The organism is Burkholderia sp. Cy-637, from assembly GCF_011753175.1.
In the GTDB taxonomy this organism is placed as follows: domain Bacteria; phylum Pseudomonadota; class Gammaproteobacteria; order Burkholderiales; family Burkholderiaceae; genus Burkholderia; species Burkholderia gladioli.
Window position 1 is genome coordinate 1 of the sequence record NZ_VWWC01000181.1, and the last position, 14216, is coordinate 14216.

Consider the following 14216-nt stretch of genomic DNA (forward strand, 5'->3'; position numbering starts at 1 on the left):
TCGGCCCTGCTCGCGCGCGAGCAGGGCCGCGCGCGCCGCGCCGGCCTGCAGCTCCGCTTGCGCGACCTGCTGCGCCAATTGCGCGATGGCGGCCGCCGGCGCCTCGCGCACCGTCTGCCGCATGCCGGCCTCGTCTTCCTCGTCCTGCCATTCGCCCGTCTCGGGCACCGGCAGGCGCCACGATTCGGGGTTCTGCCAGAACACGCCGCGCAGGCGGTCGTTGTTGGCCACCGGCTCGGTGCGCGGCGCCGGCACCGCCAGCTCGGGCGGCGGCGGCACATAGGCGAACGCGCGCCCGCTCAATTCAGCGAGCATCGCGACCATCTCGCCGAGCGTGCCGCTCGCGAGCCACTCCTCGAAGCGGCGGCGGCAGGTCGGGCCCGAGGGATAACGGCCGGGCAGCTTCGACCACGGCTCGCCCGTGGTCAGGATCCACAGGATCGCGTTCGCGACCACGCGCGTCTCCGCGCGCGGTCGCCCGCGCCGGTTCAGCCGGATCGGTTCGTCCGCGATCAGCGTCGACACGCGTGTCCATTCTTCATCGCTCAACTCATCGAAGAACATAGATCTCTCCACACGCAGCCAGGCCGGGGCTGCGATCGGGGCAACATGACCGTGTGGCACGCACGATCATGGCCAGGTTGCACATTGGACGATACCGGGGGCGCCGCGCCGATGCATTGCGCACTGAAGCGGTGCTGCAATTCACGACGTCGATGCATGAAACCCCTGTCGCAGTGGGATGCAGGATTTAATGTGCATGAAGCATACCACCATCAGGGTTTATCTCAATATGACAATCTCGTATTGTTACCCGCTGAAACAAGGAATTCTCAAGCTCCGCCTCATCCAATCCGACACTGATTGAAATGCTTATCCATTTTGTTGGAAAGTCACGCCCAGCAAGGGCTTTGACCTTGGTCATATTTGCTTACGATTTGTTGCAGATTGGAGTCAATGATTGAAAAAGGAATGAATTTCCGATTGATATCTCCAATCGGTAAATTCTCCGGAAATTCGATAAAGAATTTTTGATTCGCATTGCCAATCCGCCTGTCGATTTCTACAGGAATACAGGTCTGTCAGGGCATGGAGCGGCGTGGACGCGGTTCGCGAAATGGCGCGCCGTTATTGCCGGCGCATACGCTGGAGGAGATGGAGAGGAGACTATCGGAATCGGCGCAGGCCGCAGCGAATGGGACGGCGCGGACGGCGCGGACGCCACGCGCGAGGCGTGGGTCCGCGCCGGTGCTTCAGAACTTCCAGAGCAGGTTGCCGAGCACCGCGTTGTCGCGCACGCCGCTGCCGTACTGGCCGCTGTAGGTCAGGCCCAGCTTGAGCCGCTGCGTGAGGTTTGCGTCGACGCCCAGCTCGACCACCGCCGCATCGCGCGCGATCGGCACGCCCGACACCTGGAACGCCGAGCCGCCGTTCACGAAGGCGAAGGTCGAGTTCGGCGTGGTCGAGCCGAAGGCATGGCGCCAGCCGGCCATCGCGCGCGCCGAGAAGCCGCCCCGGGACATCACGTCGAACTTGGTGGCCGCGCGCAGGCCGGCGGTCGAGAAGCCGATGCTGTTCGACTCGTTGGCGCTGCGCAGGGCCGCCGCGCCGCCCGTCTCGGTCATGCCGTCGGTGTGCAGGTTCACGTAGGCGAGGTTGACGAAGGGCTCGAGGGCCACCGCGCCGGCCGGCAGCGCGTAGCCGACTTCGCCGAACACCTGCGCGGTCTGCGCGTTGATGCCGCTTTGCGCGTGGTCCGAGAAGCCCGCGAAGCCCGGGTAGCGATCGGTGTCGATGCGGTGCCAGGTGTAGGCCGCGCCGCCGCGCAGGCCGAGCGCGCCGAACTGGCCGCCGCCGTAGATCGACAGCGAGTAGCTGTCGGCGCTGGCCGAGGACTGCGTGTCGTTGTCGAAGCTGCTGTGGGTCACGCCGCCGGCCACACCCGCGCGCCAGTGGTCGCCCAGGCCGACGTCGGCACCGGCGATGAAGCCCGTCATGCTGCGCGAGACGCTCGAGGCGTTGTTGTTGCCGTCGAAGCGGCTGCGGCCGCCGAAGGCCTGGCCCCACACCACCGGCTGATACGGCGTGGACTGGCAGCGCTGCTGCGCGGTGGCCGCGCCGGCCGGGCCGGACAGCACCGAGTTCGCGTCGCCGCACAACGAGGCGCCGCCCGCGGCGAGCGCCGAGAGCGGTCCGCTGGAGGCCGCCAGGCCCTGCCGCACGCGATCGGTCACGGCATCGCGCACATAGCGGCTGTCGGTCAGCAGCAGGCTCTTCATGCTCGCGTAGAGCTCGCCGTCGAGCGAGTTGTAGGCCGCCCGCGCGGTGGGCGCATCGGTCGACAGCAGCGTGTCGTAGACCGGGTTGCCGGCGCCGAGCGTGCCGATCGCGGTGGCCACCTCGTGCTGGTTCGGGGTCTGCGCCACGTCGGTGAACGAGGTGCCGTTGGCCACCAGGTCCAGCACCGCGCGATTCGCGTCGTAGCTGAGCTGCGGCTTGAGGAAGGCGAGGTTGCTGGTGACGTTGCTGAAGGTGCCGCTCAGGCCGCCGCTCGCATCCACGATGGTGTAGCTGGTGGACGGCGAGTAGACCCCCGTGTTGGCCAGCACCTGCACCGTGCCGCCGCCGATCTGCGCGGCGCCGGTGGCCTTCACCGAGCCGGCCTGCTGCGGGTTGGCCGCCACCTGCAGCGTCGAGCCCGGCTGGAAGGTGAGGTTGCCGCCCACGTTCAGCGAGCTGCCCGGCTGGCTGGCCGCCGCGGTCGCGCCGTTGCCGACCACCAGGCCGCCGATCGTGCCGGTGCCGGTCACCGTGCCGCCGTTCATCACCGTGACGGTCGACTGCGCCAGCGAGCCGGCCACGTTCAGCGTGCCGGCCGCCACCGTGGTCGGGCCGCTCAGCGTGCTGGCGCCGGTCAGCGTGAGCTGGCCGCTGCCGGCCTGGGTGAGCGAGCCGGTGCCGCTCACCGTGCCGCCGAAGCTGGTGTCGTCGGAGCGGTTGAAGACCAGCGAGCCCGCGTTCGCGACATTGCCGGCCAGGGTGCCCGAGGTGCCGCCGTTGCCGACCTGCAGCGTGCCGCCGGCGATGGTGGTGCCGCCCGCGTAGCTGTTGTCGCCGGTCAGCGTCAGGGTGCCGGTGCCGCTCTTGGTCAGCGAGCCGGCGCCCGTCAGCGCGCCGCCGTAGGTGCCGCCGCCCGCCACGTTCAGGCCGCCGCTGCCGGTGTCGATGGTGCCGCCCGCGGCGCCGTCCAGCGAGCCGAGCGTGAGCGTGGTGCTGCCCAGCAGCAGGCTGCCGCCGTTGACGGTCAGCGCGCCGGTGCCGAGCGCCTGCGCGTTGCCGAGCGCGAGCGAGCCGCCGTTCAGCGTGGTGCCGCCGCTGTAGGTATTGCTGCCCGAGAGCGTGAGCGCCGCGTTGCCGTCCTTGACCAGGCCGCCCGTGCCCGACACGGTGCCGGCCAGCGTCAGGTCCTGGCTGCCGCCGATGCTGGCCGTGTTGCCGAGGTTGACCGCGTTGTTGAGCGTGACCGCCGCCGAGGTGTCGAGCGTGGCCGGGCCGCTGACGGTCAGCGCGCCGCTGCCGAGCGCGCCGTTGCTGCCCACCACCAGGGTGCCGCCGCCGAGCGTGGTGCCGCCGCTGTAGGTGCTGTCGGCGCCCAGCGTCTGGCTGCCGGTGCCGGCCTTGACCAGCCCGCCGGTGCCCGTGATGGTGCCGCCGAAGCTGGTGTTGCCGGCGCCGCCGAGCGTCAGCGTGTTGCCGCCGAGGTTGACCGTCGAGCCCGCCGCGCCGGCGAGGCCGCCGACCGTCTGCGGCGTGTTCGCGCCGCTCAGGTCGAAGCTCGTGCCGGTGTTGGCGAGATTGACGGTGCCGCCGGCCGCGAGCGAGCCGCCCGCGCCGATCGCCAGCGTGCCGGCATTGACCGTGGCGCCGCCCGTGAAGCTGTTGGCGCCCGTCAGGGTGGCGGTGCCCGTGCCTTCCTTGGTGATGCCGCCGGTGCCGGCGATGGTGCCGCCGAAGGTTTCGTTGCCCGAATCGCCGAAGCTCAGGCCGTTGCCGCCGAGGTTGACGGTGGTGCCGGCCACGCCGGTCAGCCCGCCGATGGCCTGGGCGCCGCCCGCGTTGCCGATGTCGAAGGTGGCGCCCGCGTTGGCGAGGTTGACGCCGGTGCCGGCCGCGAGCGACCCGCCCGCGCCAATCGCCAGCGTGCCCGCATCGACCGTGGCGCCGCCCGTGAAGCTGTTGGCGCCCGTCAGCGTGGCCGTGCCGCTGCCGATCTTGACGATGCCGCCCGCGCCGCCGATCGAGCCGCCGAAGGTCTCGTTGCCCGAATCGCCGAAGCTCAGGCTGTTGTTGCCGAGCGTGACGGTCGAGCCGGTCACGCCGGTCAGCCCGCCGATGGTCTGCCCCGCGCTCGAATTGCTGATGTCGAGGCCCGTGCCCGCGTTGGCGAGCAGCACGTTGGTGCCGGCTGCCAGCGACCCGCCCGCGCCCAGCGCCAACGTGCCCGCGTCGACCGTGGCGCCGCCCGTGAAGGTGTTGACGCCCGTCAGCGTGGCCATGCCCGTTCCCGACTTGATGATGCCGCCGGTGCCGGCGATCGTGCCGCCGAAGGTTTCGTTACCCGAATCACCGAAGCTCAGGCCGTTGCCGCCGAGGTTGACCGTCGAGCCCGCCACGCCGGCGAGGCCGCCGATGCTCTGTGCGCCGCCCGCGTTGCCGATGTCGAAGGTGGTGCCGGCATTGGCGAGGTTGACGCCGGTGCCGGCCGCCAGCGACCCGCCCGCGCCGATCGCCAGCGTGCCGGCATTGACCGTGGCGCCGCCCGTGAAGGTATTGGCGCCCGTCAGCGTGGCCGTGCCGCTGCCTTCCTTGGTGATGCCGCCGGTGCCCGCGATCGTGCCGCCGAATGTTTCGTTGCCCGAATCACCGAAGGACAGGCCGTTGCCGCCGAGGTTGACGGTGCTGCCGGCCACGCCGGTGAGGCCGCCGATCGCCTGCGGCGTGGTCGCGCCGCTGATGTCGAAGCCCGCGCCGGCGTTGGCGAGGTTGAGGCCGGTGCCGGCCGTGAGCGAGCCGCCCGCGCCGATCGCCAGCGTCCCCGCGTTGACGGTCGCGCCGCCCGTGAAGGTGTTCACACCCGTGAGCGTCTCGGTGCCGGTGCCAGCCTTGGTGATGCCGCCGGTGCCGGTGATCGCGCCGCCGAAGGTCTGGTTGCCGGCGTCGCCGAAAGTGAGGCCGTTGCCGCCCAGCGCCACCGTCGAGCCGGCCGCGCCGCTCAGGCCGCCGATGGTCTGCGCCGCGCCCGAGTTGCTGATGTCGAAGCTGGTGCCCGAGTTGGCGAGGTTGATGCCGGTGCCGGCCGCGAGCGAGCCGCCCGCGCCCAGCGCCAGCGTGCCGGCGTTGACGGTCGCGCCGCCCGTGAAGCTGTTGGCGCCGGTCAAGGTGGCGGTGCCCGTGCCCTCCTTGGTGATGCCGCCCGTGCCGGCGATCGTGCCGCCGAAGGTTTCGTTGCCGGCATCGCCGAAGGACAGGCCGTTGCCGCCGAGGTTGACTGTCGAGCCCGCTACGCCGGTGAGGCCGCCGATCGCCTGCGGCGTGGTCGCGCCGCTGATGTCGAAGCCCGTGCCGGCGTTGGCGAGGTTGACGCCGGTGCCGGCCGAGAGCGAACCGCCCGCGCCGATCGCCAGCGTGCCCGCATCGACGGTCGCGCCGCCGGTGAAGGTATTGCTGCCCGTCAGCGTGGCCGTGCCGCTGCCCGACTTGGTGATGCCGCCGGTGCCGGCGATCGTGCCGCCGAAGGTTTCGTTACCCGAATCACCGAAAGTCAGGCCGTTGCCGCCGAGGTTGACCGTGCTGCCGCCCACGCCGGTCAGCCCGCCGATGGTCTGCGGCGTGGTCGCGCCGCTGATGTCGAAGCCCGCGCCCGAATTGGCGAGGTTGATGCCGGTGCCGGCCGCGAGCGACCCGCCCGCGCCGATTGCCAGCGTGCCGGCGTTGACGGTCGCGCCGCCCGTGAAGGTATTGGTGCCCGTCAGCGTTTCGGTGCCGCTGCCGTTCTTGGTGATGCCGGCCGTGCCGGTGATCGCGCCGCCGAAGCTCTGGTTGCTGCCGTCGCCGAAAGTGAGGCCGTTGCCGCCCAGCGCCACCGTGGTGCCCGCCACGCCGGACAAGGCGCCGATGGTCTGGGCCGCGCCCGCGCCGCTCAGGTCGAGTGCCGCGCCCGTGCCCGTCAGCGCCACGCCGCCGGTCGCGGCCAGCGAGCCGCCCGCGCCGATCGCCAGCGTCCCGGCGCCGATGGTGGTGCCGCCCGTGTAGGTGTTGGCGCCCGTCAGCGTCTGGGTGCCGGTGCCCTGCTTGACCAGCCCGCCCGTGCCGCCGATCGCGCCGCCGAAGCTGGCGTTGCCGGCATCGCCGAGCGTCAGCGTGTTGGCGCCCAGATTGACGCTGGCGCCGCCCACGCCCGACAGTTCGCCGATCGTCTGCGGCGTGGTCGCGCCGCTGATGTCGAAGCCCGTGCCGGCATTGGCCAGGTTGATGCCGGTGCCGGCCGCGAGCGACCCGCCCGCGCCGATCGCCAGCGTGCCGGCATTGACCGTCGCGCCGCCCGTGAAGGTGTTGGTGCCCGTCAGCGTTTCGGTGCCGCTGCCCTCCTTGGTGATGCCGGCCGTGCCGGTGATCGCGCCGCCGAAGCTCTGGTTGCTGCCGTCGCCGAAGGTGAGGCCGTTGCCGCCCAGCGCCACCGTGGTGCCCGCCACGCCGGACAGCGCGCCGATGGTCTGGGCCGCGCCCGCGCCGCTGATGTCGAAGCTCGCGCCCGTGCCGCCCAGGTTCACCGCGCCGCCGGCCGCCAGCGACCCGCCCGCGCCCAGCGCCAGCGTGCCGGCGTTGATGGTGGTGCCGCCCGTGTAGGTCTGCGCGCCCGTGAGCGTCTCGGTGCCGGTGCCGGCCTTGGTGATGCCGCCCGTGCCCGCGATGGTGCCGCCGAAGGTTTCGTTGCCCGCGTCGCCGAAGCTCAGCCCGTTCGCGCCGAGATTGACGTTCGAGCCCGCCGCGCCGGCCAGCCCGCCGATGGTCTGCGCCGCGCTCGAACCCGAGATGTCGAGCGAGGTGCCGGCATTGGCGAGGTTGACCACGCCCGTCGAGGACAGGCTGCCGGTGCCCGACAGCGCGATTCCGCCGGCATTGATGGTGGTGCCGCCGGTGTAGGTGCTGTTGCCCGTCAGCGTTTCGATGCCGCTGCCGTTCTTGGTGATGCCGGCCGTGCCGGTGATCGCGCCGCCGAAGGTCTGGTCGGTGCCGTCGCCGAACGTCAGGCCGTTGCCGCCCAGCGCCACCGTGGTGCCGCCCACGCCGGACAAGGCACCGATGGTCTGCGCCGCGCCCGCGCCGCTGATGTCGAAGCTCGCGCCCGCACTGCCGAGATTGACGCTGCCGCCGGCCGCCAGCGACCCGCCCGCGCCCAGCGCCAAGGTGCCGCCGTTGATGGTGGTGCCGCCCGTATAGGTCTGCGCGCCCGTCAGCGTTTCCGTGCCGGTGCCCGTCTTGGTCACGCCGCCGGTGCCGCCTATCGTGCCGCCGAAAGTGTGATTGCCCGCGTCGCCGAGCGTCAGGCCGTTCGCGCCGAGGTTCACGCTGGAGCCCGCCGCGCCAGCCAGCCCGCCGATCGCCTGCGGCGTGCTCGCCCCGCTCAGGTCGAGCGAGGTACCCGCGTTCGCCAGGTTCACCGTGCCCTGGTTCGACAGGCTGCCGCCCGCGCCGATCGCGATGGTGCCCGCGTTGATGGTGGTGCCGCCGGTGTAGGTGTTGGCGCCCGTCAGCGTCTCGGTGCCCGCGCCCTGCTTGACGATGCCGCCCGTGCCGCCGATCGCGCCGCCGAAGGTTTGGTTGGTCGCGTCGCCGAAGCTCAGCGTGTTGCCGCCGAGATTGATGTTCGAACCGCCGACGCCCGACAGCGCGCCGACCGTCTGCGGCGTGGTCGCGCCGCTGATGTCGAAGCCCGTGCCCGAATTGGCCAGATTGACCGCGCCGCCGGCCGCCAGCGACCCACCCGCGCCGATCGCCAGCGTGCCGGCATTGATGGTGGTGCCGCCGGTGAAGGTGCTGGTGCCCGTCAGCGTCTCAGTGCCCGAGCCCTGCTTGACGATGCCGGCCGTGCCGGTGATCGCGCCGCCGAAGGTCTGGTTGCTGCCGTCGCCGAAGGTGAGGCCGTTGCCGCCCAGCGCCACCGTGGTGCCCGCCACGCCGGACAAGGCGCCGATGGTCTGCGCCGCGCCCGCGCCGCTGATGTCGAAGCTCGCGCCCGTGCCGCCCAGGTTCACCGCGCCGCCGGCCGCCAGCGACCCGCCCGCGCCCAGCGCCAAGGTGCCGCCGTTGATGGTGGTGCCGCCCGTGTAGGTCTGCGTGCCCGTCAGCGTTTCCGTGCCGGTGCCCGTCTTGGTCACGCCGCCGGTGCCGCCGATCGTGCCGCCGAAGCTGTGATTGCCCGCATCGCCGAGCGTCAGGCCGTTCGCGCCGAGGTTCACGCTGGAGCCCGCCGCACCCGCCAGCCCGCCGATCGCCTGCGGCGTGCTCGCCCCGCTCAGGTCGAGCGAGGTGCCCGCGTTCGCCAGGTTCACCGTGCCCTGGTTCGACAGGCTGCCGCCCGCGCCGATCGCGATGGTGCCCGCGTTGATGGTGGTGCCGCCGGTGTAGGTGTTGGCGCCCGTCAGCGTCTCGGTGCCCGAGCCCTGCTTGACGATGCCGCCCGTGCCGCCGATCGCGCCGCCGAAGCTCTGGTTGGTCGCGTCGCCGAAGCTCAGCGTATTGCCGCCCAGCGAGACGGTGGTGCCGGCCACGCCCGACAGCGCGCCGATGGTCTGGTTCGCACCCGCTGCGCTGATGTCGAAACCCGCGCCGGCGGTGCCGAGGTTGACGCTGCCGCCGGCCGCCAGCGAGCCGCCCGCGCCCAGCGCCAGCGTGCCGCCGTTGATGGTGGTACCGCCCGTGTAGGTGTTGGCGCCCGTCAGCGTTTCGGTGCCGCTGCCCTGCTTGACCAGGCCGCCGGTGCCGCCGATGGTGCCGCCGAAGCTCTGGTTGGTGCCGTCGCCCATGGTCAGCGTGTTCGCGCCGAGCGAGACGGTGGTGCCGGCCGCGCCGGCCAGCGCGCCGATGGTCTGGTTCGCGCCCGAGGCGCTGATGTCGAAGCCCGCGCCCGCGCCGGCCAGGTTGACCGCGCCGGTGGCCGCCAGCGAGCCGCCCGCGCCCAGCGCCAGGGTGCCGCTGTTGATGGTGGTGCCGCCCGTGTAGGTATTGGCGCCCGTCAGCGTGGTGGTGGCCGCGCCGTTCTTGACCAGCCCGCCCGCGCCCGAGATCGCGCCGCTGACCGTCATCGCGTTGCTGCCGCCCAGCGCCAGCGAGGCGCCGGCATTGACGGCCACCTGGTTGGCGACGGTGACGGCCTGGCTGCTGTCGAGCGTGGCGTTGCCGCCCACCGTCAGCGTGCCGGTGCCGAGCGCCTGGTTGTTGCCCATCACGATGGTGCCGGCGTTGAGATTGGTGCCGCCCGTGTAGGTGTTGTTGCCCGACAGGGTCAGCGTGCCGCTGCCCGACTGGGTGACCGGCCCGGCGCCCGAGACGGTGCCCGACAGGTTCAGGCTGGAGCTGCCCGACACGCCCAGCCCGGCGCCGCTGGTGCCGATGTTGTTGGACAGCGTGAGGCCCGGCGTGGCCGACTGGATCGCGCCGCCGTTGGCGTTGATGGTGCCGGTGCCGAGCGAGGCGGCATTGTTGACCACCGCGGTGGCGCCGTTGCCGAGCGTGGCATCGACCGCGCCCGATGCGCCCGACAGCGTCCAGGTGCCGCTCTGCACGTCGAGGTGGTTGAAGTTGACGTAGTTGCCGTTGTTGACGGTGCCGGTGGCCGAGGTGCCCTGCTGCAGGGTCAGCGTGTTGTTGCCGCCCGCGCCGCCGTCGACGGTGCCGGTGGCCGCGAAGCCGATGGTGACCGAGCCGATGCCGAGATTGACCGCCAGGCCGGTGCCGCCCGAGCTGTTGACCGAGGAATCGGTGGTGGCGATGAACTGGTTGGTGCTGTTGGCGCCCATCGAGACGCTGCCGTTCACCGTGCCCGAATTGGTGAAGGTATTGCCGCCGGCCGAACTGCCGAGCGCCACGCGCCCGGTGATGGTGCCGGAATTGTTGATGTTGACCTGGCCGCCGCCGTAGGCGGCGATCACGCCCGCATCGGGGCCGAGCAGGGTGGCACCGATGATGCCGCTGGTCGACATGGTGCCGGTATTGGTGATGTTGGTGGTGCCGCCCGCGCCGTTCTGCACCGCCAGCGCCATGCCGGTCAGGCCGATCGACAGGCCGGTGGTACCGGCCATGGTGCCGTTGTTGGTGACCGTCTGGGTGCTGGCCGAGGCATTGCCCATCACCACGCCCGAGGACAGCACGCCCAGCCCGGTGCCGAGCAGGGTCGGGTCGATGCGGCCGTTGTTGGTCAGCGTGTCGTTGCTGCCGGTCAGGGTCATGGCATTGCCGCCGACGCCGAGCAGCACGCCGACGCTACCGCCCGGATTGACGGTGACATTGAGGTTGTTGCCGCCATTGGCATAACTGGGCGCCAGCGGATTGGCGGCGCCTGAACAACTGACATTGGAGCCGGCCGCGGTACACGCCGCCTCGGCCGGAATGATTCCGGCCCCGACCAATGCAAGGAATACGCCCATGGCGGGCAGGAGTTTCGGCAATTCGCCGTCTTTCGAATCGCGGGCGCGGACCATCTGTCAATTCTCCTTAACACGGTTTCATACGATGTAAATCTGTTAAGCAAGGCCAATCGATGGCGGCAATCGGCAACCGATCCGGAACGCGCGTGCAAAACCGGGCTCCGGGGCGAAAAACGCGGGACGAGCGAAGCCCCGCCGCGTTTATGCGCAGCGCCAAGCACCTGAAACAACTGGGAAAATTCAGTACATCAACGCAACGTCGCAGCGGATCAGCTCGGCATGGCCGTATTCCCCCTCAGGAATAAAACGTGCGTCTCGGTCGATCGGGTTAATTCTTTTGCATGACAAAAAAAGGCTACAACAAAGCACGGCAAATTGACAATTACCATCGGAACGAATTTTACGAATTCGACAGGAAAAACGATTGCGCGACCTCCGCGAGCCGAATAATAGGCACCTCAAATTTTTCAATTGAAACAATCGGGGAATGAGACAAATCGAGACTCGATTGAATTAAGCCGTGCCTTGTTCAATTGTGCGGATACAGCAATTACGCGGCGTCAAGGCAATGGATAGGCGCGTGGCTTGTCCGTCGCAGTGCAGCGAAGAGCGGAATGCGCTCGCGCGAGGGGCAATGAACACACCCGGCCCCGGCACGGCGTTGTCGTGCCCTTGCAACGGATGCACGCGCTGGATGGGCATGTCGATGCGATCGCTGTGTCGCGACAGGGCGACTGTCGGTGATGCGCAACAGAGAGCCGATCGAAGTGGATCGGGGGCGACCGATGCGCGTGCCGCATTCCATCCGGGCAAGCGTGGGCGGCACGCGGCGCATGCCAGCCGTCGAAGAAGAGCGGGCCGTCGCAGCGGACAGCCCCGCCCCGCGCTCAGCGCCGCGTGACGGGCAGCGCGGCGGCGCGCGCCAGCAGCAGTTCGCGCTCGCGCGCATTGCGCGTCAGGTCCGCTGCGCGCAGCCATTCGGCACGCGCCTCGTCGTGACGTTCGAGCCGTGCCAGCAGGTCGGCACGCACGCCCGGCAGCCAGGGATAACGCGCCAGCGCGGGATCCCCGGCCAGCGCATCGACCAGCGCCAGCCCGGCCGCCGGACCCGCGGCCATGCCGACCGCCACCGCGCGATTGAGCGCGACGACCGGCGAGGGCGTGACCTCGGCCAATGCGTCGTAGAGCGCGACGATACGAGACCAGTCTGTATCCTCAGCCGTCCGCGCCTGCGCGTGACAGGCGGCCAGCGCGGCCTGCAGCGCATAGGGACGGCGCGCGCCGCCCAACGCGCGCGCGCGCTCGAGCGCGGCCAGCCCGCGCCGGATCAGCAGCCGGTCCCAGCGGCCGCGGTCCTGGTCGAGCAGCAGCACCGGGCGGCCAGCCGCATCGATGCGTGCATGCATGCGCGAGGCCTGCAGTTCCATCAACGCCACCAGCCCATGGACCTCGCTGTCGTCCGGCGTCAGTTCGGCCAGCACGCGGCCCACGCGCAGCGCCTCGTCGGTGAGGGCCGGGCGGGTCCAGTCGTCGCCGGCGGTGGCCGAATAACCTTCGTTGAAGATCAGGTAGATCACCTCCAGCACCGAGCCGAGCCGCGCCGCGCGCTCGTCGTCGCGCGGCACCTCGAACGGCACCCGAGCGGAGGCGAGCGTGCGCTTGGCGCGCACGATCCGCTGCGCGATGGTCGGCTCGGGCGTCAGGAAGGCGCGCGCGATCTCGTCGGTCGACAGGCCGCCGAGCAGCTTCAGCGTCAGCGCGACCCGCGCGTCCCTCGACAGCACCGGGTGGCAGGCGATGAACACCAGCCGCAGCAGGTCGTCGCCGATATCGTCCTCGCGCGCGGCTTCCAGCGCGTCGGCCACGTCGGGCGCGACCCAGCTGCCGAGCGCGTCGAGTTCATGGCCGAGCTGCTCCTGCTTGCGCGTGTGGCGCGTGTCCTGGCGCAGCCGGTCGAGCGCGCGGCGCTTGGCGGCCGTCATCAGCCAGGCGGCCGGATTGTCGGGCACGCCCTCGCGCGGCCAGTGCTCGAGCGCGGCCACCAGCGAGTCCTGCGCGACCTCCTCGGCCGCGCCGACATCGCGCAGCATGCGCGTCAGGTAGGCGACGATCCTGGCCGATTCGATCCGCCACACGGCTTCGATCGCGCGCGAGGCCGCGGCGCCCGTCACGCCGCGGCTCCGCTCGCGCGGGCCGGCGGCCGGTTGTCGATGCGCTGCTGCATGGCTGTCTCCTCGGGGCATCGGCCAAGCGCGGCCGTGCCCGGTATGCACTCCGAATGAATGCGCCGTTGGTTCTTGCAATCGACGCCGGCATGCGCAGGATGCGTCGTGCTCGTCTCGCGCCCGGCCCGGCGCGCCGGCCGCCTGGATACCTACCCGGAGGCCGGCCGTGTCGCGCCGCGACCGGGCCCTTGCCTCAGGCGCGTGCCTTGCGATCGAAGTAGCCGCCCGGCTCGAAGTCCTCGGGCTCGAACAACTGCCGCACCTCGATCGTGCCGTCGTCCTCGCCGAACGGCGAGGGAAAGCGCCGCGACCATTCGAGCGCCTCCTCGCGCGAGCGCACCTGGATCATCGTGTAGCCGGCGATCAGCTCCTTGGTCTCGGCGAACGGCCCGTCCAACACGGTGCGCCGCCCACCCGCATGCTCGACGCGCCAGCCTTCGTCGCTGGGCCGCAACCCGGCCGCGTCGAGCAGCACGCCCGCCTTCGCGAGCTCAACGTGAAAGACCTCCATCGCCTCCATCAGCGCCTGGCCGGGCCGCATGCCGGCCTCGCTCGCGCGGGTCGCCCGCACCATGATCATGAATCGCATCGCTTCGTCCTCCGTTGGTCGTGGATCGGTGCCGCGCCGTCTGGCGGGCTCCTGTCGCTACGACGCACGAGCCGACACGATTTCGACATCGCCTCGGGAAAACCACGAGCGTGCCACTGCCGCTACAGGAAACAGGGGCCGAGCTCGCGAACCTCCACCGTGCACCATTCGGCCGCCGGACAGGTCTTGGCGATCGCCACCGCCTCGCCCTCGGTAGCCACGTCGAGCAGGAAGAAGCCGCCGATCATTTCCTTGGCCTCGGCGAACGGCCCGTCGACCACCCGCGCCTCGCCGTTACGGACCTGCACGCGCGTGCCCTTGTCCTCCGACACCAGCGATTCGGCCGCGCGCAGCACGCCGCGCGATTCCAGTTCGCCGGCGAAGCGCAGCATCCGCTCGTACAGCGCGCGGCCCTCCTCCTGCGTGCGCTGCGCGCGCTGGCCGACGGGTTCGGCAATCAGAAGCATAAAAGCCATGATCTTCTCCGGTGATCGAACGGTGGACCAAGCAGCGCGGCAATGCGAATGAGCGCGGCGCCGGGCCCGAGCCGCCTATTCTGGGCGCGCGCCCGGCGAGCGTCCATCAGGGCCGGCCCACTCGCGAGCGATGCGCCTGGCCGCCGCGCCGGCCAGCCACAGGCAGGCGGCCGCGATGCCGGCCAGGTGCCCCTCGACCCGCACCGGCCCGCCCAGCCAG

5 protein-coding genes are annotated in these 14216 nt (G+C 71.0%); all 5 read right to left on the reverse strand.

Going from position 1 to position 14216, the window contains the following annotated elements; translation table 11 throughout:
* Positions 1-564: transposase (locus F3J10_RS30130; RefSeq protein WP_240155747.1), on the reverse strand; the 564-nt coding region annotated here is incomplete at its 3' end.
* Positions 565-1253: 689 nt separating this feature from the next.
* A complete protein-coding gene (locus tag F3J10_RS30135) occupies positions 1254-10727 on the reverse strand; it encodes an autotransporter-associated beta strand repeat-containing protein (RefSeq protein WP_240155748.1) in 9474 nt (3157 codons plus the stop codon).
* Between the two features lie 866 nt (positions 10728-11593).
* Complete coding sequence (locus F3J10_RS30140) at positions 11594-12877, reverse strand: sigma-70 family RNA polymerase sigma factor (RefSeq protein ID WP_166914879.1); 1284 nt, start codon at positions 12875-12877, stop codon at positions 11594-11596.
* A gap of 247 nt (positions 12878-13124) precedes the next feature.
* Positions 13125-13520 carry a YciI family protein gene (locus F3J10_RS30145; protein ID WP_036055703.1) on the reverse strand — a complete coding sequence of 132 codons (396 nt, stop codon included), beginning with the start codon at positions 13518-13520 and terminating at the stop codon, positions 13125-13127.
* Positions 13521-13642: 122 nt separating this feature from the next.
* Positions 13643-13996: a YciI family protein gene (locus F3J10_RS30150; protein ID WP_025100977.1), complete on the reverse strand. Its 354-nt coding sequence runs from the start codon at positions 13994-13996 to the stop codon at positions 13643-13645.
* Between the last annotated feature and the right edge of the window lie 220 nt (positions 13997-14216).